This window comes from Telluria sp. LT2P34, assembly GCF_059685915.1.
Genome location: NZ_JCASIN010000011.1, coordinates 47,707 through 72,475, shown reverse-complemented (window position 1 = coordinate 72,475; position 24,769 = coordinate 47,707). Strand labels below are relative to the sequence as shown.

At 60.9% G+C, this 24,769-nt stretch carries 40 protein-coding genes and 1 tRNA gene; 34 read left to right on the top strand and 7 right to left on the bottom strand.

Features of this window, described 5'->3' with window-relative positions:
* The 6 genes from AC56KZ_RS20045 to AC56KZ_RS20020 form a co-directional block, all read left to right on the top strand.
* Nucleotides 1-133, top strand: a 133-nt coding sequence (locus AC56KZ_RS20045; protein WP_497163938.1) for an EF-Tu C-terminal domain-related protein, incomplete at its 5' end; no start/stop codon positions are given.
* Nucleotides 134-314: 181 nt separating this feature from the next.
* Nucleotides 315-629: a 30S ribosomal protein S10 gene (gene rpsJ, locus AC56KZ_RS20040; protein ID WP_091877180.1), complete on the top strand. Its 315-nt coding sequence runs from the start codon at nt 315-317 to the stop codon at nt 627-629.
* A gap of 208 nt (nt 630-837) precedes the next feature.
* Nucleotides 838-1,743: a hypothetical protein gene (locus tag AC56KZ_RS20035; protein ID WP_497163935.1), complete on the top strand. Its 906-nt coding sequence runs from the start codon at nt 838-840 to the stop codon at nt 1,741-1,743.
* A gap of 22 nt (nt 1,744-1,765) precedes the next feature.
* Nucleotides 1,766-2,044: a hypothetical protein gene (locus AC56KZ_RS20030; RefSeq protein ID WP_497163934.1), complete on the top strand. Its 279-nt coding sequence runs from the start codon at nt 1,766-1,768 to the stop codon at nt 2,042-2,044.
* A 302-nt stretch (nt 2,045-2,346) separates the two neighbouring features.
* Nucleotides 2,347-3,123, top strand: a complete 777-nt coding sequence (locus AC56KZ_RS20025; protein ID WP_497163933.1) for a fatty acid desaturase — start codon at nt 2,347-2,349, stop codon at nt 3,121-3,123.
* Nucleotides 3,116-3,625 (top strand): sterol desaturase family protein, encoded by a 510-nt coding sequence (locus AC56KZ_RS20020; RefSeq protein WP_497163932.1) that lies wholly within the window; start codon nt 3,116-3,118, stop codon nt 3,623-3,625. The genes AC56KZ_RS20025 and AC56KZ_RS20020 overlap by 8 nt, the downstream gene beginning before the upstream one ends.
* 48 nt (nt 3,626-3,673) lie before the next feature.
* On the opposite strand, the gene AC56KZ_RS20015 is transcribed toward AC56KZ_RS20020, so the two are convergent.
* The 7 genes from AC56KZ_RS20015 to AC56KZ_RS19985 all read right to left on the bottom strand — a co-directional run bounded on the left by AC56KZ_RS20015 (nt 3,674) and on the right by AC56KZ_RS19985 (nt 10,544).
* Complete coding sequence (locus AC56KZ_RS20015) at nt 3,674-4,951, bottom strand: TerD family protein (RefSeq protein WP_497163931.1); 1,278 nt, start codon at nt 4,949-4,951, stop codon at nt 3,674-3,676.
* Complete coding sequence (locus AC56KZ_RS20010; protein ID WP_497163930.1) at nt 4,948-5,853, bottom strand: HpcH/HpaI aldolase/citrate lyase family protein; 906 nt, start codon at nt 5,851-5,853, stop codon at nt 4,948-4,950. Before AC56KZ_RS20010 ends, AC56KZ_RS20015 begins: the two co-directional genes overlap by 4 nt.
* Nucleotides 5,846-6,940 (bottom strand): cysteine protease StiP family protein, encoded by a 1,095-nt coding sequence (locus AC56KZ_RS20005; RefSeq protein ID WP_497163929.1) that lies wholly within the window; start codon nt 6,938-6,940, stop codon nt 5,846-5,848. Before AC56KZ_RS20005 ends, AC56KZ_RS20010 begins: the two co-directional genes overlap by 8 nt.
* Nucleotides 6,937-7,689: an HAD hydrolase family protein gene (locus AC56KZ_RS20000; RefSeq protein ID WP_497163928.1), complete on the bottom strand. Its 753-nt coding sequence runs from the start codon at nt 7,687-7,689 to the stop codon at nt 6,937-6,939. Before AC56KZ_RS20000 ends, AC56KZ_RS20005 begins: the two co-directional genes overlap by 4 nt.
* Entirely contained in the window at nt 7,667-8,848 is a 1,182-nt protein-coding gene (locus AC56KZ_RS19995; RefSeq protein ID WP_497163927.1) for a phosphoribosyltransferase domain-containing protein, read from the bottom strand. The genes AC56KZ_RS20000 and AC56KZ_RS19995 overlap by 23 nt, the downstream gene beginning before the upstream one ends.
* Nucleotides 8,845-9,879, bottom strand: coding sequence for an ATP-grasp domain-containing protein (locus AC56KZ_RS19990; RefSeq protein ID WP_497163926.1), 1,035 nt, complete (start codon nt 9,877-9,879; stop codon nt 8,845-8,847). Before AC56KZ_RS19990 ends, AC56KZ_RS19995 begins: the two co-directional genes overlap by 4 nt.
* 89 nt (nt 9,880-9,968) lie before the next feature.
* Nucleotides 9,969-10,544, bottom strand: coding sequence for a TerD family protein (locus tag AC56KZ_RS19985; protein ID WP_497163925.1), 576 nt, complete (start codon nt 10,542-10,544; stop codon nt 9,969-9,971).
* A 180-nt stretch (nt 10,545-10,724) separates the two neighbouring features.
* Between AC56KZ_RS19985 and AC56KZ_RS19980 the strand changes: the two genes are divergently transcribed.
* The 28 genes from AC56KZ_RS19980 (at nt 10,725) to AC56KZ_RS19845 (ending at nt 24,653) form a co-directional block, all read left to right on the top strand.
* Nucleotides 10,725-10,801 (top strand) — tRNA-Val (locus tag AC56KZ_RS19980).
* Between the two features lie 273 nt (nt 10,802-11,074).
* A complete protein-coding gene (gene rplC / locus AC56KZ_RS19975) occupies nt 11,075-11,731 on the top strand; it encodes a 50S ribosomal protein L3 (protein WP_497163924.1) in 657 nt (218 codons plus the stop codon).
* Between the two features lie 2 nt (nt 11,732-11,733).
* Nucleotides 11,734-12,354, top strand: a complete 621-nt coding sequence (gene rplD / locus AC56KZ_RS19970) for a 50S ribosomal protein L4 (protein WP_497163923.1) — start codon at nt 11,734-11,736, stop codon at nt 12,352-12,354.
* Entirely contained in the window at nt 12,351-12,668 is a 318-nt protein-coding gene (gene rplW / locus AC56KZ_RS19965) for a 50S ribosomal protein L23 (RefSeq protein WP_182990702.1), read from the top strand. The genes rplD and rplW overlap by 4 nt, the downstream gene beginning before the upstream one ends.
* Nucleotides 12,668-13,495, top strand: a complete 828-nt coding sequence (gene rplB, locus AC56KZ_RS19960; RefSeq protein WP_497163922.1) for a 50S ribosomal protein L2 — start codon at nt 12,668-12,670, stop codon at nt 13,493-13,495. The genes rplW and rplB overlap by 1 nt, the downstream gene beginning before the upstream one ends.
* Nucleotides 13,496-13,505: 10 nt before the next feature.
* On the top strand, nt 13,506-13,781 hold the full coding sequence (gene rpsS / locus AC56KZ_RS19955; protein WP_056337578.1) for a 30S ribosomal protein S19: 276 nt from the start codon (nt 13,506-13,508) through the stop codon (nt 13,779-13,781).
* Nucleotides 13,778-14,110, top strand: a complete 333-nt coding sequence (rplV, locus tag AC56KZ_RS19950) for a 50S ribosomal protein L22 (RefSeq protein ID WP_497163937.1) — start codon at nt 13,778-13,780, stop codon at nt 14,108-14,110. The genes rpsS and rplV overlap by 4 nt, the downstream gene beginning before the upstream one ends.
* A 9-nt stretch (nt 14,111-14,119) precedes the next feature.
* Nucleotides 14,120-14,965: a 30S ribosomal protein S3 gene (gene rpsC, locus AC56KZ_RS19945; protein WP_497163921.1), complete on the top strand. Its 846-nt coding sequence runs from the start codon at nt 14,120-14,122 to the stop codon at nt 14,963-14,965.
* 2 nt (nt 14,966-14,967) lie between these two features.
* Nucleotides 14,968-15,387 carry a 50S ribosomal protein L16 gene (gene rplP / locus AC56KZ_RS19940; RefSeq protein ID WP_145653055.1) on the top strand — a complete coding sequence of 140 codons (420 nt, stop codon included), beginning with the start codon at nt 14,968-14,970 and terminating at the stop codon, nt 15,385-15,387.
* A gap of 12 nt (nt 15,388-15,399) precedes the next feature.
* Nucleotides 15,400-15,591 (top strand): 50S ribosomal protein L29, encoded by a 192-nt coding sequence (rpmC, locus tag AC56KZ_RS19935; RefSeq protein WP_379724242.1) that lies wholly within the window; start codon nt 15,400-15,402, stop codon nt 15,589-15,591.
* Complete coding sequence (gene rpsQ, locus AC56KZ_RS19930; RefSeq protein ID WP_020655684.1) at nt 15,588-15,860, top strand: 30S ribosomal protein S17; 273 nt, start codon at nt 15,588-15,590, stop codon at nt 15,858-15,860. The genes rpmC and rpsQ overlap by 4 nt, the downstream gene beginning before the upstream one ends.
* Nucleotides 15,861-16,093: 233 nt before the next feature.
* Entirely contained in the window at nt 16,094-16,462 is a 369-nt protein-coding gene (rplN, locus tag AC56KZ_RS19925) for a 50S ribosomal protein L14 (RefSeq protein ID WP_497163920.1), read from the top strand.
* A 9-nt stretch (nt 16,463-16,471) separates the two neighbouring features.
* A complete protein-coding gene (gene rplX / locus AC56KZ_RS19920; protein WP_379724236.1) occupies nt 16,472-16,786 on the top strand; it encodes a 50S ribosomal protein L24 in 315 nt (104 codons plus the stop codon).
* Between the two features lie 4 nt (nt 16,787-16,790).
* Nucleotides 16,791-17,330 carry a 50S ribosomal protein L5 gene (gene rplE, locus AC56KZ_RS19915; protein ID WP_497163919.1) on the top strand — a complete coding sequence of 180 codons (540 nt, stop codon included), beginning with the start codon at nt 16,791-16,793 and terminating at the stop codon, nt 17,328-17,330.
* Nucleotides 17,331-17,335: 5 nt separating this feature from the next.
* Nucleotides 17,336-17,641: a 30S ribosomal protein S14 gene (gene rpsN / locus AC56KZ_RS19910; RefSeq protein WP_497163918.1), complete on the top strand. Its 306-nt coding sequence runs from the start codon at nt 17,336-17,338 to the stop codon at nt 17,639-17,641.
* Nucleotides 17,642-17,655: 14 nt separating this feature from the next.
* Nucleotides 17,656-18,051, top strand: a complete 396-nt coding sequence (gene rpsH / locus AC56KZ_RS19905; protein WP_497163917.1) for a 30S ribosomal protein S8 — start codon at nt 17,656-17,658, stop codon at nt 18,049-18,051.
* Between the two features lie 10 nt (nt 18,052-18,061).
* Nucleotides 18,062-18,595, top strand: coding sequence for a 50S ribosomal protein L6 (rplF, locus tag AC56KZ_RS19900; protein ID WP_497163916.1), 534 nt, complete (start codon nt 18,062-18,064; stop codon nt 18,593-18,595).
* Nucleotides 18,596-18,607: 12 nt separating this feature from the next.
* The gene (gene rplR, locus AC56KZ_RS19895) at nt 18,608-18,970 is read left to right on the top strand and encodes a 50S ribosomal protein L18 (RefSeq protein ID WP_379724223.1); all 363 of its coding nucleotides are present in this window, start codon (nt 18,608-18,610) and stop codon (nt 18,968-18,970) included.
* 11 nt (nt 18,971-18,981) lie between these two features.
* Nucleotides 18,982-19,500: a 30S ribosomal protein S5 gene (gene rpsE / locus AC56KZ_RS19890; protein WP_036208946.1), complete on the top strand. Its 519-nt coding sequence runs from the start codon at nt 18,982-18,984 to the stop codon at nt 19,498-19,500.
* Between the two features lie 11 nt (nt 19,501-19,511).
* Nucleotides 19,512-19,691 (top strand): 50S ribosomal protein L30, encoded by a 180-nt coding sequence (gene rpmD, locus AC56KZ_RS19885; RefSeq protein ID WP_497163915.1) that lies wholly within the window; start codon nt 19,512-19,514, stop codon nt 19,689-19,691.
* Nucleotides 19,692-19,720: 29 nt separating this feature from the next.
* The gene (gene rplO / locus AC56KZ_RS19880; protein WP_497163914.1) at nt 19,721-20,152 is read left to right on the top strand and encodes a 50S ribosomal protein L15; all 432 of its coding nucleotides are present in this window, start codon (nt 19,721-19,723) and stop codon (nt 20,150-20,152) included.
* 27 nt (nt 20,153-20,179) lie between these two features.
* Nucleotides 20,180-21,514: a preprotein translocase subunit SecY gene (gene secY / locus AC56KZ_RS19875; RefSeq protein ID WP_497163913.1), complete on the top strand. Its 1,335-nt coding sequence runs from the start codon at nt 20,180-20,182 to the stop codon at nt 21,512-21,514.
* A 20-nt stretch (nt 21,515-21,534) separates the two neighbouring features.
* On the top strand, nt 21,535-21,753 hold the full coding sequence (infA, locus tag AC56KZ_RS19870; RefSeq protein WP_005663428.1) for a translation initiation factor IF-1: 219 nt from the start codon (nt 21,535-21,537) through the stop codon (nt 21,751-21,753).
* 36 nt (nt 21,754-21,789) lie between these two features.
* Nucleotides 21,790-21,903, top strand: coding sequence for a 50S ribosomal protein L36 (rpmJ, locus tag AC56KZ_RS19865; RefSeq protein WP_005663407.1), 114 nt, complete (start codon nt 21,790-21,792; stop codon nt 21,901-21,903).
* 12 nt (nt 21,904-21,915) lie between these two features.
* Nucleotides 21,916-22,281 (top strand): 30S ribosomal protein S13, encoded by a 366-nt coding sequence (gene rpsM, locus AC56KZ_RS19860; protein WP_497163912.1) that lies wholly within the window; start codon nt 21,916-21,918, stop codon nt 22,279-22,281.
* 14 nt (nt 22,282-22,295) lie between these two features.
* On the top strand, nt 22,296-22,700 hold the full coding sequence (gene rpsK, locus AC56KZ_RS19855; protein ID WP_005663404.1) for a 30S ribosomal protein S11: 405 nt from the start codon (nt 22,296-22,298) through the stop codon (nt 22,698-22,700).
* Nucleotides 22,701-22,937: 237 nt separating this feature from the next.
* A complete protein-coding gene (gene rpsD, locus AC56KZ_RS19850) occupies nt 22,938-23,561 on the top strand; it encodes a 30S ribosomal protein S4 (RefSeq protein ID WP_497163911.1) in 624 nt (207 codons plus the stop codon).
* 114 nt (nt 23,562-23,675) lie between these two features.
* Nucleotides 23,676-24,653 (top strand): DNA-directed RNA polymerase subunit alpha, encoded by a 978-nt coding sequence (locus tag AC56KZ_RS19845; protein WP_497163910.1) that lies wholly within the window; start codon nt 23,676-23,678, stop codon nt 24,651-24,653.
* The last annotated feature ends 116 nt before the right edge of the window (nt 24,654-24,769 follow it).

Genomic DNA, 24,769 nt, shown 5'->3' with positions numbered 1-24,769 from the left:
CATGCCAGGCGATAACGTGTCGATCACCGTCAAGCTGATCAACCCGATCGCGATGGAAGAAGGCCTGCGCTTCGCTATCCGCGAAGGCGGCCGTACCGTCGGCGCCGGCGTGGTTGCCAAGATCATCGCTTAATTAGCGTTTGATTTTCCGGTGGGTTCGTCCTGCCGGCACAACAAGAGGGGGCGGAATTTCATTTCTGCCCCCTCTGTTCGAGTGGGAACGGTGTTATACTCTCGCTCCTTTGCAGCACCGTAGTACATGACAAATCATTGCCGGCCTATAAAACCGGTTCGCTCTTTTCTAAGGAAATCGCATGTCCGCAAACCAGAAAATCCGCATCCGCCTGAAAGCGTTTGACTACAAGCTGATCGACCAGTCCGCACTGGAAATCGTCGACACCGCCAAGCGCACCGGCGCTGTGGTCAAGGGCCCGGTCCCACTGCCGACCCGCATCCAGCGTTTCGACATCCTGCGTTCGCCGCACGTCAACAAGACCTCGCGCGACCAGTTCGAGATCCGTACGCACCAGCGCCTGATGGACATCGTCGATCCTACCGACAAGACCGTTGACGCACTGATGAAGCTGGACCTGCCAGCTGGCGTCGACGTCGAAATCAAGCTGCAGTAAATCCGTTTTCGGTCCACGCGGAGCAGTCCGCGGGCCAGTGAAACAATCAGGGCCGGGAAGGGTCGCCAATTGGCGAACTCTCCCGGCCCTGATGCATTTTTGCAGGCGTTTTGCTGCGTGTTGCCTACCGCCAATCATGCTAAGATTGAGGTCGTGATCTTTTGATAACGCGACGGATGGGGGCAGGATGGCAGCGGCACGGGGACTGGTGAAGCAGTATGCAGGGCAGCTGAACGATACCAGCTGGATCACCGTGCTGGGCTATGCCTGGGCGCTGTTCATGACGCTGACGATGCTGCTGATCTTCACGCCTGAGGCATGGCGCGCACCTCTCAAGGCGCTGGGGCTCGCATTGCCCCTGGCGCTGCTGGTAGCAAAAGACCTGGCATCGATTCCCGATGTCGCCGCCCGCCTGCGTGCCCTGCGCCGGCAAGGGGCCGGCCTGGGTTCCTGGCTGCCAGCCTGCCTGCCTCCCGGCCTGATCGGCCTGGGGCGCCTGGAACGGGCGATCTGGCGCGGCTTCTTCTGCTGGCTGCGCCGCCAGCCGCGGCCGGCACGCCCAGCCGGTATGGCGCTCACCTGCCACGAGCGCGGCGCCTATTCGACCGCGATCGCCTTCGGCCTGTTTTCCGTGCTGGTGGAATTGCCGCTGGGCGCTGCGATCATGCCGCTCCTGATCGACGATCCCGTCCTCATGCGCAAGGTCCACCTGCTGCTCGCCGCAGGCAGCCTGTACAGCCTCGTATGGCTGCTGGGCGACCGCTGGCTGGTGCGCGGCGGCCACCACGTCCTGGACGCGACCCACCTCGACCTGCAGGTTGGCGCCCGCGCCAGCGCACGCATTCCGCTGGGCGCGATCGAGGACGCACAATCCCTGCGCCAGCCGGTCGCCGAATGGCGCCGCTCGCATCCTTTCCGCGACCAGGAAGCCGTCAACATCACGCCCTTCGACAAGCCGAACATGGTGCTGCGCCTGCACCAGGAGGCCGGCTGCACGATCACGCACCACGGCCTCGAGCGCACGGGCGTGCGCTACCTGTTCCTGTACCTCGACCGTCCCGAAATCCTCATCGCAGCGCTCGCACACCTGCCTGAGGCGACCGGCGGTCATTAACGAGTTTTAATAGAGGATGTCAATGAAAACGATCTGGTCGACTTTTTATTCTTACCTGCTGCTTCTGCTGGTCTTGACGTTTGCCGGGTTCGGATTTGTCACCGCCAAACCCCTGCCAGTGAAACTCTTCGCAGTCGCAATGGGGCTCCATTTTCTGATCTTGTTCGTCAGTGCCACTTGGCCGGAGCGGCAGGGCGCCCGCAGAATCGTAAAGGTCTTTAATTTTTCTGCCGGCGCCCTGTGCGCGGTAGCGATGCTCCTGGTGCTGCAACACTATTTCAATACCGTTCCCATGAGGTGACCGGAGCAGGGTCCGGTCTGACATCCCCCGCCCTTGGCTCTCCGTGACCCTTGACTCTCCGGGTCCCAAAGTCGGCAGGCTCCATGCAGGCGTCCTGATTGCCGCAATAGTACCGGCGTTCCGACAAGGCGGCGCTTGGATCCGCCGAGCCGGCCCCACCAGTGCAAACACGTATCTATGTTAACATTCGTCCGCAGGAACTAAACATGGTTTCACGCGCTGGCTACCGCCTGTGGCCATCGTAGGTACGACGCTGGCTTTGCTGGTGTCCAGTTACGGCTGCGTTCCTAGGGATATCCAACATGGCGACATCGACGGCCGATAGCCGCGTCAGCAGCGCTACTACAGCGGTCGGGCTTGTGCTTGCTGGGCTGGTTGTCGCCACATGGCTGACTGTCCATGTCAGCGCGATTTTCCTGGTCGACTGGACGGCGCCATGGCTTTGGCTGGCGGCGCCTGTCGTCATTGCGCTGCAGTGCTGGCTGAGCGTCGGCCTGTTCATTATCGCCCATGACACGATGCACGGCTCGCTGGCGCCGCGTCATCCGTGGTTGAACCGCGCTATTGGGTGCTTCTGCGTCTTCATCTACGCGGGCTTTTCGTATAACAAGCTCTACGAAAACCATCATGCCCACCATCGCCATGCCGGCACGGCTGATGATCCTGATTTCGATATCGAACATTCCAGGAGCTTCTGGCCGTGGTATCTTAAATTCTTCCGCCACTATTTTGGCTGGCGTGAGTTTGGCGCACTGACCGTCGCCGTCGTCATCTACTTGATCATCCTGCGCGAGCGCTTCCCGACCATGCTGGTGTTCTGGGCTTTGCCAGCGCTGCTGTCGTCCGTGCAGCTATTCTATTTCGGCACTTATCGTCCGCACCGCGTCGATGACATACCGTTCGGCGATCGGCACTGCGCACGCAGCAACGACCTTTCGCATTTCACATCCCTGCTGACTTGTTTTCATTTCGGCTACCATTATGAGCACCACGATGCGCCATGGGTGCCGTGGTGGAAACTGCCGGCGCAACGTCGGTCGACAATCAAACCGGAATATCCCAAGGTCAAGAATGGATAGCTTTTTGTATTACCTCATCCGCGTGATGCTCGTGGTGGGGGCCGTCGCCTTCATGGAATGGTTTGCCGCCTGGTCGCATCAGCACATCATGCATGGCTGGGGTTGGGGCTGGCATAAGTCCCACCACGAACCGCATGAGTCGGCGTTGGAGAAAAACGATTTGTATGCCATTGTTTTCGCCGCATTCTCCATCGCACTGTACTTCGCAGGCAACTGGTTTTGGCCATTATGGTGGATTGCCCTGGGTATTACGCTCTACGGCGTGTTGTATTTCTTCATGCATGATGGTCTGGTGCATCAGCGTTGGCCGTTCAAGTATGTGCCGCGTAAAGGCTACCTCAAGCGCGTCTACCAGGCCCATCGCCTGCATCACGCCGTCAAAGGTCGTGATGGCTGCGTGTCGTTCGGATTCGTCTATGCCGAGCCCGCCGCAAAGCTGCGCAAGAAGCTGCAGGACAACGCGCGAGGCTTTTCCACCAGCGCCCAAACTGATCAGGCGTAGCGCCCATCCGGGCACTGATCAGGGGCGCCGCCATCTTTCAAGGCCGTTTCAGTCTTTCGAGCCCGTCTTCCAGCGCAAGCCAAACCCGAAACGCCGGTCCATCAGCTCGTGCGCGCTGGTGCGGCCCTGCTGCTCGAAATACTCGACCATTTTCGTCACCGAGAGCTGGCCGTTCTGGTTCTCGATCATGGCGATCGCGCACATCATCTGGCTGCCGCCCTGGTCGAGGCGCACCTCGATCGGCGCCTGGTTCGGCACCGCGACCGTCACCACGGCATCGGTGGCCGACCAGTTCGGGACGCCTTCGTAGATGAACGAGAAGATGATCGCGCGCCGGATCTGGGCGAACTGGTCGCCGTTGATCCACAGGTTTTCGCCGCCGCTGACCGAGCCGGTGCGGTCGTCGGCGTCGAGCTTGATGAAGGGCGCGCCGTTGTAGTCGCCCCAGGCGTTGCCGAGCGCCTGTACCAGGCCCTTGCGGCCGTCGCTAAGCTCGAACATGCAGCCCAGATCGAGATCGATGCCGCCGGAACGTTTGCGTCCACCGGCCGTGGCGCTGCCCAGGGCGTCGCTCAGGCGGCCCAGCAGGCCGCTCTTTGGCGCGACCGGCGCCGGGGCCGGCGCCACGTTGCCGGACTGGTTCCAGTTCAGGTTGACGTGGATGCGGCCGAAGCCGGCGCTGCCGCGCTTGTCGAGCGAGACCTTGTCGCCGCGCTTTTCCAGCGTGACTTTTGAGAGAGACACCCGCGGAGCGGCAGCAGGAGTTGCAGCAGGAGCGGCAGCAGGAGCGGCCGCTGGCGCCTTCGACGACGGAGGCGCCGCCTCGGTGCCCCCGAAATGCTGCAGCAGCGCGGACAAGCCGCCATTAAAGCCCTGGCCCACCGCGCCGAAGCGCCATTGCCCGTCGCGCCGGTAAATTTCGGCCACGATCACCGCCTTCTCGTCGCCGAAATCGGCGCCCGACCATGGAAAGCGCAGGACGCTCCCCAAGCTCAAACTGCTGGCGCCGAGCGCACGCATGGTTTGCGCGCCGTCGATGGCAGCCACGAACACCAGCTTGGCGATCGAGCCGGGCAGCGCATCGAGATTGATGTCGAAGCGCGCCTTGCCGGCGCTCAGCTGCAGGCGCATCGCGCTTTCCGGGCTGGCCAGCTGGTTATAAAACACCATGTAGCGGTCGTCCGAGAGCTTGTCGTTGGCGTCCAGGCCGAAGCACGAGACGTCGGCCGAGAAGCCGGCGGCGTTGATATCGACTTCGACCGGGAAGCTGCTGCCGACGCCCAGGTCCGCCAGCTTGCCCTTCTGGCCGCGTGAAAATGTATTCATGTGCTTTCCCTTTCAGTGATGGTTGCCGGATGGTGCGCGCCGAACAGACGCGATTGCGCGACGGTGCGTTCGGCCCAGGCGCGGTGGGTCGCCACCTCGCACATCGAATCGTGCATCCGGAAGACGGCCGGGCTGTTCTCGTCGAGGATGGCGTAGGCGGCGGCCAGGTCCTGCGGCTTGACTTTGTAATGCTGCTCGATCGGCGTGATCTGGCTCGGGTGGATCGCGGTCTTGCCGACCATGCCGTAGGCGATATCTTCCTGCACTTCCTGGTCCAGCAAGTCAGCCAGGTCGAGGTGCTCGAACACAGGCGCCGTGAGCAGGAAGCCGTAGGGGCGGAAGATCGTCACCAGGCGCGCGATCACCGGCCCGAGCGGGGTGCGGTAGATCGTCATGTTGCGCGGGCGGCGCAGGCCCAGGAGGGCCAGCAGGTCGTTGCCGCCGATGCGCAGCGCCAGCACGCGGCTGCGCACGCCGGGCGCCTGCAGCAGGTCTCGGAAGGCTTCCATTTCGCGTTCGCTGAAGACATCGGCCGTTTCCAGCGTCGGCATCAGCACGTGGTCGGTGTCGCGCACCTGGCGGTAATAGGATTCGAAATTGTGGCGGCTCGCCTTCGGGATGACGAAGCCGGTCAGCTTATGCACGCCGGGCATGGCCAGCACGCGCGCCAGCACCTCGGGATTGCGCACGCGCACGAAACGCTCGGCCTGAACCTCAGCGCGCATGTTCTGCAGCACCATCGACAGGTTGAACAAGGCAAACCCGAGGTCGCGGTCGGAAACCGAATCCTCCGTGCAGAAGATCAGCGAGCGCGCCTGCGGCAGCTTGTCGCCGTCCGCGATCTCGAGGAGGTCTTTGTGATTGGAAGGCACGTACAGCGACGCGCCCATCGATTTAAGCATCCGATGCACTCCTGATCAGGGAAACAGCTTGGTAAGGCAGCGCCGCGTCGATCTCGACGGGCACCTGTTTTTCTTCGGCGAGCAGGCGCAGGTGCGCCGTCGCCGGCCCGTAGGCTTCGCGCAGCACCAGCAGGCGCGGCACCCTCCGCAGCAGTACCCGGGTCGCTTCGCCGATGCCCGGTTTGATGAGGTTGACGTCCGTGACGCCGTAGCGGCGCATGGCGTCTTCGAGGTAGGCGCGCGTGCGTGCGGCGGCTGCCCGGGTGTCGGTGGCCAGCGGGGCGGCCGTGTAGGTGTGCGCCAGCGCCAGGCGTTCCAGCTCGTCGACAAAGGCCTGCGAGCGGTCGTAGGGGGCGAAGGCCTCGTACATGACGCAGCCGTGGAAGTCGTCCGGACCGATCGACTCGTTCACGACCGAGCGGCTGACCAGGCCCGACACCGTCGCATTCAAAATGCTCGACGGGATCAAGTAGTCGTCGCAGGAGGCGGCGACGCTGGCCGCGCCGGCCAGATCCGACAGCACGTGCAGGCCGCCATCGATGGTGACTTCATGCTCGCGGTTGAAGCGGTCGATCGAGGCCGCCAGCTCGCGTGCGATGACGCCCTTGCCGGTCCAGCCGTCGACGAACACGATCGAGCCGGCCGCGTGGCCTTGCGCCAGGATGAAGCGCAGGGCGTTGGTGTCGATGCCGCGGTCGCGCAGGATCGACACCGAATAGTGGGTGGCGGCCAGGCCGTGCACGCGTTCCAGCAGGCGCCCCAGCACCACGCCGACGGGGGTGCCGCCGCGCGCCAGCGACACCAGCGTTACCGCGCCGTCGCGCCCGGCTGCGATGAGCTCGGCCAGGTGCACGCAGTCGCCCGCCATGCGTCCGCCGTTTGCGCGGCAGGCTTCGTCGAAGACGGCCAGGTAGCGCTCGGAGGGCAGGCGTTCGGGAGACAGCAGCTCGCTGTAATGGCGCTGGCCGGACTGGATCAGCGCTTCCTTCCTGTCGATATCGACAAGGTCGGCCACGAGCGCCGTCAGCGGCAGCGGCTTGAGCAGGAAGGTGACGTCGGCGCTGCGATAACTGCCGGAGAAATTCACAGCGCCTCCAGCGTCAGTTTGGCGAGCTGGGTGCGGCGCGGGACGATCGCGTAGTCGCAGTCGGCCATGAAGCGCGCATCCGAGCGGCTGTCGCCCATGCCGAAGCTGACAATGTCACCGTGCTCGCGGCGCAGGCGCTCGAGCACGTAGGCCACGGCATTCGCCTTGTCCAGGCTTTTCGGCAGGATCGCCAGGTTGTTGCCGTTGCGGTGCACGCAGTAATCCTGGCCTTCGCTAGCGATCCAGGGCAGCACCACTTCGCGCTCGACCCGCTCCAGGTTCTGGTGCACCTTGTCCGGGTCTTTGACGACGATGAAGAAGGGGGTGCCCGCGTCTTCGACCAGGCGCGCGCGCCCGCCGTAGCCGGTGCTGCCGGCCCAGTCGTCGATGCGGGTCGATAACTGCTGCAGGCCGGGCAGGGCGGCCGTCATCAGAGCATGCATGCGGCCCTGCCATTCGCGGTCGATGGCGCCGCCGGGCTGCAGGATCACGCCGCCGAAGTTGAGCAGCACATAGCTGGAAAAACCCAGCTCGACGCGGTTGAAGGCATCGATGCTGCGCGCCGTGGTCGGGATCACGGTCATGCCCTCGCTGGCGAAGGCGAAGAAGGCGCGCTGGGCCGGCGTCGTGTACGAGCAGATGCTGCCATTGCTGTAATACGCCGCCGGTTCGAGGGCGTCGCGGGTGGCGCATTTTTCAAGCGTCTGGAACAGGGTGTCGTCCAGGTCAGCGAACAGGAACTTCTTCAACGTGGTCCTCGGTATGAAAGTGGAACAGGCGCGCTTCCAGGGCGCGCGCGAACGCACGCAAGGGTTCATGGGCAGGCGTCTCGTGGCAGACCAGCACATGGTCGTACTGGCCGGGGAGGACGTTGTACAGGAAGTTCGGGATGCCTTCGCCGTAATTGTCGGGGAAGGTGAGGGCATGCGACACCGCGCCCCAGACCAGGATGGGCGAGCGCGTGGTCGATTGCACGACCACGTCCAGGCCGCGCCGCTCGAGGGCGGCGCCGAGCAGCGTCGAGGCGTGCATGAATTCGCCGGTGCCGAGCACCAGCACCTTCTGCTGCGCAGTGATCCCGGCCGCCAGCGCCTGGGCCAGGGCCTCGGGCGCACGCAAGGCGCGGGACAGACCCAGGCGGCCGAACGCCGTGCTGGCGCCGCGTTCGGCATGGGCGTCGTAGCACTGGGCCGGGGCGGCGTCGACCGGGCAGTCGGCAGCCTGGAAACGGTATTGCCCGGCCAGCAGCGCGCCCATCGTCGTCGGCAAGCCAAAGCGCGCGCTCAGGCCATCGGTTGCCGCCGGTCCCATGAAGTTGGCGAGCACCGCCAGGTGCACGCGTGCCAGGCCCGGGTTCAGGCGCAGGCAGGCCTGGGTCAGGTTCAGGAAGGTGTTGCCGGTGCTGGCTTCGTCGTCGACCAGCACGATGGTGCGCGCGCCCAGGAGCAGCGCATGGTCAGTTGCGCCGGCGGGCAGGTGCAGGAACTGGCGCGGCGCGTGGCTGTGCGCTTCTTCGAACTCGATGATGGGCCCGGCGCCGACGCGGTAGCGCGTGGTCTGCAGGAACAGGGCTTCACGGCCCGGATTGGCGCGCAGCCAGGCCTCGAACACGCCCTGGCCCAGGCCGACCGCCGTTTCGGCCATGGCAATGAAGACCACGGGCCCTGCGGCCGCCGGCACGCTCGCAGCCAGGCGCGCATGCACGTCCAGCATATGCTGCGGGCGCACCGGCCAGTGCTTGCCCAGCACCTTGCTGACGAACAGGAAGCCACGTTTCGCGTTCGCGCGCGCGGCGAAGCCGAGCAGGGCGTCGAGTTCGTCGGCGCCCTGATGCAGTTCGATTTCCAGCAGGCCCGTGGGCAGCTGCTGGGAGAGATGCAGCGGCGGGGTGCTGCTGCGGTCGTTCACGTGAGCTCCACGGCGTGCGCCTGTTCGCCGACGCGCATGTCGTTGCGTACCGGGGCGATCTGAAGGCCGTCGAAGCCCTCGGCGAAGCCGCGCAGCGCGATATACGGCAAATTCGGGCCGGCGATGCAGGCCATGCCGATCCCGCCCGACATGCGCGGGTTGATCTCGAGCAGGCGTGGTCGGCGGACGCCCCCGTTGCCGCTTGCTTCCTTGAACTGGACGTTGAAAATGCCGTTCAGTCCATGCGTGCTGCATAGCTGGGCGGTGGCGTCGAGGATGTCGGCGCGCTGGTCGATGCGCTGGCCGGCGCCGGACTGGCCCGATTTGCGGCGCACCACCGCCGCTACCAGGCGCCCGGAGTCGCCCACGCAGTCGACACTGTATTCGCGCCCGTCCAGGTATTCCATCAGCAGCATGGTGCGGAAACTGCCCATCTCGGCCAGGCCGCGGCGGAAGTCGGCCAGCGAGACGTGGTATTCAGCGCCCGACATCAAGAGCTGGGCCGCGTTGCGTTCTTCGTCGAGCACGGCAAAGCCGAGGCCATAGATCGAGTGCGAGGGTTTCACGCACAGTTTGGCGTGGCGGCGGCGCAGGACGTCGTAGGCTTCCTCGAAACCGGCGGCGTCTTCGAAACGGCGGAACTCGGCCACCGGTGCGCTCGGCAGCACGGTCTCGGCATAAAAACGCGCCTTGTCGTGAATGAACAGCAGTGACTCTTCCGGGGCCGTGCTCAGCACACGGGTGCCGATCGCCTCGAAGCGTGCGTGGACGCCGGCCAGCAGCGTCGCTTCGCGGCCAGGCACGAAAATATCGACCCGCTGGGCGCGGCAGAAGTCGAGGCACCACTCGACATATTGCGGCCCTTCGAGCCCGGTGGGTTCCGTGTGAAATTCGTGGGCAAGGCGGGCGGCAGGGGTGCGCGCATTCGGATTGCTGTGGATGATGTGGAACCGCCCGTCGGTGTCGGCTTCGCGGATCAGGTCGATCGCGGCATACACGGACGAGAAGGTGCGATTGAACCAGACGCGCATAAAACCTTCTGTTGTTGCTTGGGGAAAGAGCAGCCCCGTGGCCAGCGGGGCGGGGAGCGGGGGCTGCAAGGCCCCGCGGCCGCAGAACCTTAAGCGTTGACGCCGAACGAACGGGCCAGGGGGCCGAGGCCGCCATTGTAGCCCTGGCCGACGGCGCGGAACTTCCAGTCGCCGCCTGCACGGTACAGTTCGCCGAAGATCATCGCGGTTTCAGTGGAGCTGTCTTCGGACAGGTCGTAGCGGGCCAGCTCGGCGTTGCCGTTGGCGTTCAGGCAGCGGATGAAGGCCTTGCCGACCATGCCGAAGTTCTGGCGGCGGCTCTCGGCATCGTGAATGGTGACGCAGAACGAGAGCTTGTCGACGTCGGCCGGCACGCGCGCCAGGTCGATGGTCACCGTTTCGTCGTCGCCTTCGCCCTGGCCGGTGGTGTTGTCGCCATTGTGGACGACCGAGCCGTCGCTCGACTTCAGGTTGTTATAGAAGATGAAGTCGGTATCGGCGCGCACCTTGCCGTCGGACTTGAGCATGAAGGCGGAACCGTCGAGGTCGAAGGCGGCGCCGTCGGTCGAGCGCGGGTCCCAGCCGAGGCCGACGATGACCTTGGTGAGGTTCGGTGCTTCCTTGCTGAGGTTGACGTTGCCACCTTTTTGCAGACTGATTGCCATTACAGCTCCTATGAATGGGGGATGAACCGCTTGCGGGGCAAGGCCCCGGCGCGCGGGCGCAAGCGTGAATATAGCGCTAATTGACGAATTCTACACAGTGGGGCTTACGGCAGGCTTAGATGGAAGAGCACGACTCAGCTATTGCAAACTTCGCCAAGCCTTGGCATAATGCGGCTCCCCGGGCGGTTAGTTCAGTTGGTTAGAATACTTGGTCGACATCCAAGGGGTCGCAGGTTCGAATCCTGCACCGCCCACCAGAACACTTCAACACATGCGCAGCGTCCCCGAGATGCTGCAGAGAAAAAGCGCTACGGCGCTTTTTCTGCGCTGGCCAGCAGGCCAGATTCCTTTCTCTCCACGCTCCTGCGAAAAACGCGCAACAGGGTTCGACATACCCCTGAATCTCTTGTTGCGTCAAGCCCTTTTGCACGCTATACTAGCCGGCTTCGGTATGGACTCGTCGTTTTATGGTCCGTACGTTTTAGTAGTTCAACTACCCCCGCCCAATCGTAGGTGGGAATGGAGAAAAAATGAGCTTGGGCCTTCTCGGTCGCAAGGTTGGCATGATGCGCATCTTCACGGATGAAGGGGACTCGATCCCAGTTACCGTGCTCGACGTATCGAACAACCGTGTCGCACAAATCAAAACTCCTGAAACTGACGGCTACGCCGCAGTCCAGGTCGCATTCGGTCAACGTCGCGCTTCCCGCGTGACCATGGCAGTTGCGGGTCACCACGCTAAAGCGGGTGTCGAAGCTGGCACCATGCTGCGCGAATTCCGCGTCGACGCTGCCAAGGCCGCCGAATTCAAGACGGGCGACAACGTCACCGTCGCGCTGTTCGAAGTGGGCCAGAAGATCGACGTGCAAGGCACCTCGATCGGTAAAGGCTTCGCCGGCACCATCAAGCGTCACAACTTCGCATCGGGCCGTGCAACCCACGGTAACTCGCGTTCGCACAACGTTCCAGGCTCCATCGGTATGGCGCAGGATCCAGGCCGCGTGTTCCCAGGCAAGCGCATGACCGGTCACATGGGCGACGTCACCGTCACCACCCAGAACCTGGAAATCGCCCGCATCGACGCTGAGCGTCAACTGCTGCTCGTCAAGGGTGCAGTTCCTGGCGCGAAAAACGGTCAAGTGATCGTCAAGCCAGCCGTCAAAACCAAAGCACAGAAAGGAGCTTAATTATGGAACTTCAGCTCCTGAATGAGCAAGGTCAAGCCGGCGCCGGCGTTGCAGCAGCCGACGAAGTGTTCGGTCGCGAATACAACGAAGCACTGATTCACCAGGTCGTCGTCGCCTACGCTGCCAACGCACGTAGCGGCAACCGCAAGCAGAAAGACCGTGAAGAAGTCCACCACACCACGAAGAAGCCATGGCGCCAAAAAGGTACCGGCCGCGCTCGTGCTGGTATGTCGTCGTCGCCACTGTGGCGCGGCGGTGGTCGTATCTTCCCGAACTCGCCTGACGAGAACTTCACCCACAAAGTGAACAAGAAGATGTTCCGTGCAGGTATCTGCTCGATCTTCTCGCAGCTGGCCCGTGAAGGCCGCCTGGTTGTCATCGAGAACCTGTCGATCGATGCCCCGAAGACCAAGCTGCTGTCGCAAAAGCTGCAGGGCATGGGCCTGGAATCGGTCCTGGTGATCACCGACACCATCGACGAGAACCTGCTGCTGGCATCGCGTAACCTGCCGCACGTGCTGGTTGTCGAGCCGAAAGCAGCCGACCCGATGTCGCTGGTGTTCTACAAGAAAGTCCTGGTCACCAAAGCTGCACTGGCCAAGATCGAGGAGATGTACGCATGAGCACCGCAATCAAATTTAGCGAAGAGCGCCTGATGAAGGTGCTGATGGCTCCGGTCATTTCCGAGAAAGCTACCTTCGTCGCGGAAAAGAACGAGCAGATCGTCTTCAAGGTCTTGCCAGACGCGACCAAGCCGGAAATCAAGGCTGCCGTCGAGCTGCTGTTCAAGGTCGAAGTGGAATCGGTGCAAACCGTGAACCGCGAAGGCAAACAAAAGCGTTCGGGCCGTTTCAACGGTCGTCGCAACCACACCAAGCGTGCTTTCGTGTGCCTGAAGCCAGGCCAGGAAATCAATTTTGTCGAGGAGGCTAAATAATGGCACTCGTTAAGATGAAGCCAACCTCCCCAGGCCGCCGCGGCATGGTGAAAGTTGTGACCGAAGGCCTGTTCAAGGGTCGTCCGTTCGCAGCACTGGTTGAGAAGAAATCGAAGACTGCTGGCCGTAACAACAACGGTCACATCACTACCCGTCACATGGGCGGTGGTCACAAGCAACACTACCGTCTGGTCGACTTCAAGCGCCAGAAGGACGGCATTCCTGCCAAGGTCGAGCGTATCGAATACGACCCGAACCGTACCGCGCACATTGCACTGCTGTGCTACGCGGACGGCGAGCGTCAGTATGTCATCGCCACCAAGGGCATGGCTGTCGGCGACAGCGTCATGAACGGCTCGGAAGCGCCGATCAAGTCGGGTAACTGCCTGCCGATCCGTAACATCCCGGTCGGTACCGTGATGAACTGCGTCGAAATGCTGCCAGGTAAGGGTGCCCAGATGGCCCGTACCGCCGGCGCCGGCGTCGTCCTGATGGCCCGCGAAGGCACCTACGCCCAGGTCCGCCTGCGTTCGGGTGAAGTCCGTCGCGTGCACATCGAGTGCCGCGCTACCGTTGGCGAAGTCGGCAATGCCGAACACAGCCTGCGCAAGATCGGTAAAGCTGGCGCGATGCGCTGGCGCGGTGTTCGTCCTACCGTTCGCGGTGTGGTCATGAACCCGGTCGATCACCCGCACGGTGGTGGTGAAGGTAAAACCGCAGCTGGTCGCCATCCAGTGTCGCCTTGGGGCCAACAGACGAAGGGTAAGAAGACGCGCTCGAACAAGCGTACTTCTTCGATGATCGTCTCGCGCCGCGGCAAGAAATAAGGGATAAAACATGACTCGTTCATTGAAAAAAGGGCCGTTCGTTGATGCCCACCTGGTGAAAAAAGTCGAAGCCGCGCAAGCGAACAAAGACAAAAAGCCGGTAAAAACCTGGTCGCGCCGCTCGACGATCACGCCTGACTTCATCGGTCTGACGATTGCAGTTCACAACGGCAAGCTGCACGTGCCGGTGTACGTCTCCGAGAACATGGTTGGCCACAAGCTCGGCGAATTCGCGCTGACCCGTACGTTCAAGGGCCACGCCGCTGACAAGAAGGCGAAAAAATAATGGAAACTAAAGCTATCCTCAAAGGCGTGCGCCTGTCGGAACAAAAGGGCCGCCTCGTCGCGGACCTGATCCGCGGCAAGAAGGTTGATGCAGCACTCAACATTCTGCAGTTCAGCCCGAAGAAAGGTGCCACCATCATCAAGAAGGTTCTCGAGTCGGCCATCGCCAACGCGGAACACAATGAAGGTGCTGACATCGACGAGCTGAAGATCGTTCAGATCTACGTCGAAAAAGGTCCGATCCTGAAGCGCTTCACGGCACGTGCCAAGGGCCGCGGCGATCGCATTTCTAAACAATCCTGTCACATCTACGTGACTGTCGGAAACTAAGGAGTCACGATGGGACAGAAGATTCACCCAACAGGCTTCCGCCTGTCCGTCACCCGTAACTGGGCGTCACGCTGGTATGCCGGCAACGGTAACTTCGCTGCAATGCTGAACGAAGACCTGGCAGCCCGCGCTTTCCTGAAAAAGAAGCTGAAGAACGCTTCGGTCGGCCGCATCGTCATCGAGCGTCCAGCCAAGAACGCGCGCTTCACCATCTACTCGTCGCGTCCTGGCGTCGTGATCGGTAAAAAAGGCGAAGACATCGAAGTGCTGAAGACGTCGCTGGCGAAGATCATGGGCGTGCCCGTGCACGTCAATATCGAAGAAATCCGCAAGCCGGAAATCGACTCGCAGCTGATCGCCGATTCGATTTCGCAGCAGCTCGAAAAGCGCATCATGTTCCGCCGCGCAATGAAGCGCGCGATGCAGAACGCCATGCGCCTGGGCGCGGTCGGTATCAAGATCATGTCGTCGGGCCGTCTGAACGGCATCGAAATCGCACGTACCGAATGGTACCGTGAAGGCCGTGTGCCTCTGCACACCCTGCGCGCCGATATCGACTACGGCACCAGCGAAGCATCGACCACGTACGGCATCATCGGCGTCAAGGTCTGGGTCTACAAGGGCGACCGTTCGGTCACCGGCGAAGCGCCAGTCATCGACACCCCACCGGACGACAAGAAGCCACGCGGCCCACGTCGCGACGACGGCAAGCCATCGCGTAGTGGCCCACGTCCAGCAGGCGGCGCCCGTCCAGCTGCAGCCCCAACCGTGCGCGCGCGTCCAGCCGTCAAGCTGCCGACCGCCGCTGCGGCCCCGGCCGCTGCTGCTGAACCAGCTGAGAAAGCAGGAGAATAAGCATGCTGCAACCATCGCGCAGGAAGTATCGTAAAGAGCAGAAAGGCCGTAACACCGGCATTTCGCACACCCGCGGCACCGCGGTCTCGTTCGGCGAATTCGGTCTGAAGGCAGTTGCCCGCGGCCGTATCACCGCACGTCAGATCGAAGCTGCACGTCGCGCCATGACCCGTCACATCAAGCGTGGCGGCCGTATCTGGATCCGTATCTTCCCGGACAAGCCGATTTCGAACAAGCCGGCCGAAGTCCGTATGGGTAACGGTAAGGGTAATCCGGAATACTACGTCGCTGAAATCCAGCCAGGCAAAGTCCTGTACGAGATGGACGGCGTCGACGAAACACTGGCGCGCGAAGCATTCCGCCTGGCCGCTGCCAAACTGCCACTGGCTACCACGTTCGTCGTGCGCCAGGTCGGCCAATAACAGGAGTTGAATATGAAAGCAACGGAACTCCGCGGCAAGGACCAGGAAGCGCTGCAAAAGGAGCTCAGCGAGCTGCTCAAGGCCCAGTTTGGCCTGCGCATGCAGATCGCTACCCAGCAGCTGGGCAACACCGCGCAGCTCAAGAAAGTACGTCGCGATATCGCGCGTGTGAAGACTGTGATGAACCAGAAGGAAGCCAAATGAACGACACCACTAAAACGGCGCTCAAGCGTACGCTGGTCGGCAAGGTCGTGTCCGACAAAATGGACAAGACGGTGACCGTACTGATCGAACGTCACGTGAAGCACCCGCTGTACGGCAAAATCATCGTGCGCTCGAACAAGTATCACGCACACGATGAGACCAACCAGGCCAAGACCGGCGACACGGTCGAGATCGCGGAAGGTCGTCCGATCTCGAAGACGAAAGCTTGGACTGTGACCCGTGTTGTGCAAGTCGCACAAGTACTGTAAGCACTAAAAATTTGTCTTGCGTGGCCCGCTGGTATCTGCGATACTAGCGGGCTTCGTTCATGTGTTGCCGCAGTTTGTCTTCCTCGGTAACTGCGGCCTGTACGAAGCAATTTGGAAAGTCCAATCACCCAATCGTGGTGCTCCAGCAGGGGCCTTACGGCGGGACCAAGACTGACCGCAGGCCTACGGTTCACCGTGGGATTTCTTCGGCTTAAGTTGGGAAAGAAAATACTATGATTCAAACTGAAAGCCGGCTCGAAGTGGCCGACAACACTGGTGCAAAAGAAGTTTTGTGCATCAAGGTGTTGGGCGGCTCCAAGCGCCGTTATGCAGGCATTGGCGACATCATCAAGGTAACCATCAAGGTTGCTGCGCCACGTGGCCGTGTCAAAAAAGGTGAAATTTATAACGCTGTGGTTGTGCGTACCGCTAAAGGTGTGCGCCGCCAAGACGGCTCCCTGGTGAAGTTCGACGGCAATGCCGCAGTTCTGCTCAACGCCAAGCTGGAACCGATCGGCACCCGTATCTTCGGACCAGTGACCCGCGAACTGCGCACTGAAAAGTTCATGAAGATCGTGTCCCTGGCACCTGAAGTACTGTAAGGAATCACAATGGATAAGATTCGTAAAAACGACGAAGTCATCGTTTTGGCCGGTAAAGACAAAGGCAAGCGGGGCGTCGTTTCGCGTCGCGTGGACGCCGAGCACGTCATCGTCGATGGCGTCAACGTGGCCAAGAAGGCTGTCAAGCCAAACCCGATGACCGGCGTCCAAGGTGGTATCGTCGACAAGACGATGCCGATTCACGTCTCCAACGTCGCGCTGTTCAACGCTGCGACCGGCAAGGCTGACCGCGTAGGCTTCAAAGACCAGGACGGCAAGAAAGTCCGCGTCTACAAGTCTTCCGGCGAAGAAGTGAAGGTTTAAGATCATGGCCCGTCTACAACAGTTTTACAAAGATAAAGTCGTCGCTGACCTGACCGAGAAATTCGGCTACAAGTCGGTGATGGAAGTGCCACGCGTAACCAAGATCACCCTGAACATGGGTGTGGGTGAAGCGATCGCCGACAAGAAAGTGCTCGAGCACGCCGTCAGCGACCTGACCAAGATCGCCGGCCAGAAGCCAGTGACCACCAAGTCGCGCAAGGCAATCGCCGGTTTCAAGATCCGCGAAGGCTACCCGATCGGTACGATGGTCACCCTGCGTGGCAACCGTATGTACGAGTTCCTGGACCGTTTCATCACCGTGGCCCTGCCGCGCGTGCGTGACTTCCGCGGTGTCAATGGCCGCTCGTTCGATGGTCGTGGCAACTACAACATCGGTGTCAAGGAACAGATCATTTTCCCTGAAATCGATTACGACAAGATCGACGCGCTGCGTGGCATGAACATCTCGATCACGACCACCGCTAAGACCGACGATGAAGCCAAAGCGCTGCTCGCCGCCTTCAAATTCCCGTTCAGGAACTAAGAGCAATGGCAAAACTTGCACTGATTAACCGCGAACAGAAGCGTGCAGACCTGGTGGAGAAATTCGCCGCAAAGCGTGCAGCTTTCAAAGCGATCATCGACGACCAGTCGAAAACGGAAGAAGAGCGTTACATGGCCCGCCTTGCACTGCAGGCGCTGCCACGTAACTCGGCACCGACTCGCCAGCGTAACCGCTGCGCCATCACCGGCCGCCCACGTGGCACGTTCCGTAAATTCGGCCTTGCCCGTACCAAACTCCGTGAATTCGCCATGAAAGGCGAAATCCCGGGTATGACCAAAGCCAGCTGGTAATAGGAGAATATGCAATGAGTATGAGCGATCCTATCGCCGATATGCTGACCCGCATTCGCAACGCACAAACTGTCCAAAAGACCACGGTCGCAATGCCGTCGTCGAAAGTCAAGGTTGCCATTGCCAACGTCCTGAAGGACGAGGGTTACATTGAGGATTTCGCCGTGACCACCGAAGGTGGCAAGTCGGAACTGAAAATCGGTTTGAAGTATTACACCGGCCGTCCGGTCATCGAGCGCATCGAGCGCGTTTCCCGTCCTGGCCTGCGTGTCTACAAAGGCAAAGACGAGATCCCGACCGTCATGAACGGCCTGGGCGTGGCGATTGTCTCGACCCCGCAAGGCGTGATGACTGACCGCAAAGCCCGCGCCACTGGCGTCGGCGGCGAAGTTATCTGCTACGTAGCTTAAGGAGTAGACAATGTCTCGAGTAGCTAAGATGCCAATCGCAGTTCCAGCTGGCGCCGAAGTGGCGATCACTGCAGCAGCGATCACGGTAAAAGGCCCATTGGGCACCCTGACCCAGCCGTTGACCGGCCAGGTCAAAGTAGAAAACAACGACGGCACGCTGACGTTCGCCGTGGCAGACGATTCCCGCGAATCGAACGCCATGTCGGGCACGCTGCGCGCCCTGGTCAACAACATGGTGACCGGCGTGACCAAGGGCTTCGAAAAGAAGCTGAACCTGGTCGGCGTGGGCTACAAGGCAGCAGTGCAGGGCAACGCCCTGAACCTGTCCCTGGGCTTCTCGCACCCGGTGCTGCACGCGATGCCTGAAGGCATCACTGCAACCACCCCGACCCCGACCGAGATCCTGATCAAGGGTATCGATCGTCAAAAGGTCGGCCAGGTTGCTGCCGAAGTGCGCGCTTACCGCTCCCCTGAGCCTTACAAGGGCAAGGGCGTCCGTTATTCGGACGAAGTGGTCAAGCTTAAAGAAACCAAGAAGAAATAATCGGAGCTGACGATGGACAAGAAAGAATCGCGTCTACGCCGCGGACGCCAAACCCGCATCAAGATTGCGCAGCTGGGCGTGAACCGCTTGTCGGTTCACCGCACCAACCTGCACATCTATGCGAACCTGATCAGCCCGGATGCGAAGGTCCTGGTTTCGGCTTCGACGCTGGAAGCAGATGTGCGCGCTGAACTGGCAGGCCAGACTGGCAAGGGCGGCAACGCCGCTGCCGCTGCCCTGGTTGGCAAGCGCGTCGCAGAGAAAGCACTGCAAGCAGGGATCACCGAAGTCGCGTTCGACCGCTCCGGTTTCCGTTACCACGGCCGTGTCAAGGCGCTGGCTGAAGCCGCGCGTGAAGCCGGTCTGAAGTTCTAAGGATAATTGTCATGGCAAAAATGCAAGCGAAAATGGCAAGCGACAAGCCGGATGATGGCATGCGCGAAAAAATGATCGCGATCAACCGCGTGACCAAAGTGGTCAAGGGTGGTCGTATCATGGGTTTTGCAGCGCTGACCGTGGTCGGTGACGGCGATGGCCGCATCGGTATGGGCAAGGGCAAGTCGAAGGAAGTTCCGGTTGGTGTGCAGAAGGCAATGGAAGAAGCCCGTCGCAACCTGATCAAGGTTCCTCTCAAGAACGGCACCCTGCACCACACCGTTACTGGTCGTCACGGCGCCTCGCGCGTCATGATGTCGCCAGCCAAGCCGGGTACCGGCGTGATCGCAGGTGGCGCAATGCGCGCTATCTTCGAGGTGATGGGCGTGACGGACGTGGTCGCTAAATCGACCGGTTCGTCGAACCCGTACAACCTGGTTCGCGCCACGCTCGACGGCCTGTCGAAAATGAGCACTGCTTCCGACATCGCCGCCAAGCGCGGCAAGTCGGTTGAAGACATCCTGGGTTAAGGGGAAAAAACATGGCAAACACTGTCAAAGTCAAGCTCGTCAAGGGCCTGATCGGCACCCGTCAGGATCACCGCGCCACCGTGCGCGGCCTGGGTCTGCGCCGCGTCAACTCGGTTTCCGAGTTGCAGGACACCCCATCGGTGCGTGGCATGATCAACAAAGTCTCGTACCTCGTTAAAGTAGTCGCGTAAGCCCTCGGGCTTGCGTAACGGAGAAAACAATGGAATTGAATACCATTCAACCCGCTGACGGCGCCAAGCACTACAAGCGTCGCGTCGGCCGGGGCATCGGCTCAGGCATCGGCAAGACTGCCGGTCGCGGTCACAAGGGTCAGAAGTCGCGTTCGGGCGGTTTCCACAAGGTCGGCTTCGAAGGCGGTCAGATGCCTCTGCAGCGTCGTCTGCCGAAGCGCGGCTTCAAGTCGCTCAACGCTACCTTCAAGGCGGAAATTCGCCTGTCGGACCTGAACAACCTGGCGGTCGGCGATGTCGACATCCTGGTGCTCAAGCAAGCAGGCATCCTGCCAGTGCTGGCGCGCGATGTGCGCGTCATCCTGTCGGGCGAGATCACCCGCGCGGTGAACCTCAAGGGCCTGAAGGCAACGGCGGGCGCGAAAGCGGCCATCGAAGCAGCTGGCGGTTCGGTCGCTTAAAGCGACTGTCCCTGATCGGAGCACAAATTGGCGACTAATTCACAACTTGGTAAAAGCGCCGCTGCCGGCTTCCCCTGGAGTCGGCTGTGGTTTTTGCTTGGCGCGTTGGTCGTGTACCGCCTCGGTGCCCACGTCCCGGTTCCCGGGATCGACCCGGTTGCGCTGGCATCGCTGTTCAAGCAGAACGCCAGCGGCGTCCTCGGCATGTTCAACATGTTCTCGGGCGGCGCGCTTGAACGCTTTACCGTGTTCGCACTCGGGATCATGCCTTACATTTCGGCTTCGATCATCATGCAGCTGGGGTCGATCGTCTCGCCGCAGCTGGAAGCGCTGAAAAAGGAAGGCGAAGCAGGGCGCCGCAAGATCACCCAGTACACCCGGTATTTCACGGTCGTGCTGGCACTGTTCCAGGCGTTCGGCATTGCCGCCGCGCTCGAAACCCAGCCGGGCCTCGTGCTCGACCCGGGTCTCGGCTTCCGCTTCGTCACGGTCGTGACCCTGTTGACCGGCACCATGTTCCTCATGTGGCTGGGCGAGCAGATTACCGAACGTGGCCTGGGCAACGGCATTTCGATCATTATTTTCGCCGGTATCGCAGCCGGTCTGCCGTCGGCACTGGGTGGCTTGTTCACCCTGGTCTCAAACGGTTCGATCAGCAGCATTGCCGCGATCATTATCGTGATCCTGGTGGCGCTTACGACGTATGCGGTGGTGTTCGTGGAGCGTGGGCAGCGCAAGATTCTCGTGAATTACGCTAAGCGCCAGGTCGGCAACAAGGTGTACGGTGGCCAAACCAGCCACCTGCCCCTGAAGCTGAACATGGCCGGCGTGATCCCGCCGATTTTCGCGTCCTCGATCATCCTGTTCCCTGCGACGATCGTCGACTGGTACACCCGCGGCAAGGACACCAGCAGCCCGTTCATCGGGTTCCTGAAAGACCTCGCTGCTTCGCTGTCGACCGGTGAGCCGATCTATGCGTTGGTGTATGCCTCGGCGATCATCTTCTTCTGCTTCTTCTATACCGCGCTGGTCTTTAACAGCAAGGAAACGGCGGATAACTTGAAGAAAAGCGGCGCGTTTGTTCCGGGCATCCGCCCTGGTGACCAGACCGCTCGCTATATCGACAAGATCCTGATGCGTCTTACCCTCGCTGGTGCGGTGTATATCACCCTCGTGTGCCTGGTTCCGGAGTTCCTGCAGTCGTACTGGAAAGTTCCTTTCTATTTCGGCGGCACCTCCCTCCTGATCATCGTGGTTGTCACGATGGACTTCATGGCACAAGTGCAGAACTACGTCATGTCGCAGCAATATGAATCACTGCTGCGGAAGGCGAACTTCAAGGGCGGAATTCCGACGCGATAAGCGGGGAGCGCATAGACCGAATGGCAAAAGACGACGTCATCCAAATGCAGGGCGAGATTCTCGAGAATCTCCCAAATGCGACATTTCGCGTAAAGCTGGAAAACGGGCATGTGGTCCTGGGGCATATCTCGGGTAAAATGCGGATGAACTATATCCGCATCCTCCCGGGCGACAAGGTGACGGTGGAATTGACCCCGTACGACTTGTCCCGGGCGCGCATCGTATTCCGCACCAAGTAAAAATATCAAGTAACCTCACCAGGAAGAGAGTACAAAATGAAAGTTAATGCTTCAGTCAAGCGGATCTGCCGCAACTGCAAGATCATCAAGCGCAAGGGCGTGGTCCGTGTGATCTGCGTCGAGCCGCGTCACAAGCAGCGTCAAGGTTAAGAGGAATAACGAATGGCACGTATTGCAGGGGTTAACATCCCAAATCATCAGCACACTGTTATCGGCCTCACGGCGATTTACGGTGTTGGCCGCCCGCGCTCGCAGAAGATCTGCGATTCGACCGGTATCGCGACCAACAAGAAGGTCAAGGACCTCGACGATAACGAACTCGAGAAGCTGCGTGACGAAGTCGCGAAGTTTGTCGTGGAAGGCGATCTGCGCCGCGAACTGTCCATGAACATCAAGCGTCTGATGGATCTGGGCTGCTACCGCGGCATGCGTCACCGTAAGGGTCTGCCAGTGCGCGGTCAGCGTACCCGCACCAATGCACGTACCCGCAAAGGTCCGCGCAAGGCCGCTCAATCGTTGAAGAAATAATCTAGGAACCGACCATGGCCAAGCAACAAAGCAGCGCAGCAGCAGCACGCGTACGTAAAAAAGTGAAAAAGAACGTGGCTGAGGGCATCGCCCACGTCCACGCTTCGTTCAACAACACCATCATCACGATCACCGACCGTCAGGGCAATGCCCTGTCGTGGGCGACGTCGGGCGGCGCCGGTTTCAAAGGCTCGCGCAAGTCGACCCCGTTCGCGGCTCAGGTCGCTGCTGAAGCAGCCGGCAAGGTCGCACAGGAAAGTGGCGTGAAGAACCTGGAAGTGCGTATCAAGGGCCCAGGCCCAGGCCGTGAATCGGCTGTCCGCGCACTGAACAACCTGGGTATCAAGATCACCGAAATCCAGGACGTGACGCCAGTGCCGCACAACGGCTGCCGTCCACCAAAGCGTCGTCGTATCTAAATCCAGCCGGGCGGCTTTGCTGCCCAGTTGTTTTTGGTATGGGTCGCAGTAGTAAACGCCGGTGCAGTTGCCCGAATTCGGGTATACTGCCCGGCTGTTGTCGCCTTGCGCAGTGCTTACGCACTTGCCCCGGGCGTCATTTTTTTAGCCACGTCCGCTCATTCATGGGTCGGACTAGCGCCTGCCGCATCAGCGATGATGCCTCTGGGGCGTGATTAATACATCAAAGGATTCAACGTGGCACGTTATATCGGACCAAAAGCAAAACTGTCGCGCCGTGAAGGCACTGACCTGTTCCTCAAGAGCGCACGCCGTTCGCTCGACTCGAAGTGCAAACTGGACGTCAAGCCAGGCCAGCACGGTGTCAAGTCGGGTGCCCGCACCTCGGACTACGGCAACCAGCTGCGTGAAAAGCAGAAGGTCAAGCGCATGTACGGCATCCTCGAGCGCCAGTTCCGCCGCTACTTCGCAGAAGCGTCGCGCCGCAAGGGCAACACCGGCGAGACCCTGCTCAAGCTGCTGGAATCGCGCCTGGACAACGTCACCTACCGCATGGGCTTCGGCTCGACCCGCGCCGAAGCGCGCCAGCTGGTCAGCCACAAGGCTTTCACGGTCAACGGTAACGTCGTCAACATCGCTTCCTACGCTGTCAAGACCGGCGACGTCATCGCCGTTCGCGAAAAGGCGAAGAAGCAAGTGCGTATCGTCGAAGCGCTGTCGCTGGCTGAACAAGTCGGCATGCCAAGCTGGGTCTCGGTCGATGCCAAGAAGATGGAAGGCACCTTCCGTTCGTTCCCGGAGCGTAACGAGATCGCCGCTGACGTCAACGAAGCACTGATCGTCGAACTGTACTCGCGTTAATCGTTAGTCGGACATTGCGCCCGCTCCCCTCCGAGCGGGCGTTTGCACTTCAGATAATTCAAAGCCATCAGCCTTATCGGTGTAACGAGCCGAGGGTATTGAAAAGGATATTTCATGCAAAATAGTTTGTTGAAGCCACGTATCATCGACGTCGAAGCGCTCGGCCCCGGTCATGCCAAAGTCGTGATGGAGCCGTTCGAACGCGGCTACGGCCACACGCTGGGTAACGCGCTGCGCCGCGTGCTGCTGTCGTCGATGATCGGCTACGCGCCGACCGAAGTCACCATCGCCGGCGTCGTGCACGAGTATTCGTCGCTCGACGGCGTGCAGGAAGACGTCGTCGACCTGCTGCTGAACCTGAAGGGTGTCGTGTTCAAGGTGCACAACCGTGACTCCGTGACGCTGACCCTGAAAAAGGAAGGCGAAGGCGCCGTCCTGGCTTCGGACATCGACCTGCCGCATGACGTGGAACTGATCAACCCGGATCACGTGATCGCTCACCTGACCGCCGGTGGCAAGCTGGACATGCAGATCAAGGTCGAGAAGGGCCGTGGTTACGTGCCGGGCAATGTCCGTCGCCTGTCGGAAGACACCAACAAGACGATCGGCCGCATCATCCTGGACGCTTCGTTCTCGCCAGTGCGCCGCGTGTCGTACGCGGTGGAATCGGCGCGCGTCGAACAGCGTACCGACCTCGACAAGCTGATCATCAACATCGAGACCAACGGCGTCATCACCCCGGAAGAGGCGATTCGCCAGTCGGCCCGCGTGCTGGTTGACCAGCTGAACGTGTTCGCCGCCCTGGAAGGCACGGAAGCCGCCGCCGAAGCGCCATCGCGCGCTCCGCTGGTCGATCCGATCCTGCTGCGTCCGGTCGACGACCTGGAACTGACGGTGCGTTCGGCAAACTGCCTGAAGGCAGAGAACATTTACTATATTGGCGACCTGATCCAGCGTTCGGAAAACGAACTGCTCAAGACGCCAAACCTGGGCCGCAAGTCGCTCAACGAAATCAAGGAAGTCCTGGCTTCGCGTGGCTTGACCCTGGGCATGAAACTCGAGAACTGGCCACCAGCCGGCCTAGAAAAGTAAAAGCACTACCTGCCTGGGCAATGTTGTCCGGGCAGTTTTAAACCATAAGAACCGGCCCGCGGTCATGCGCCATGCATGAACGATCGAAGAGCTGGATTTAAAAACCTCGAAAGGAA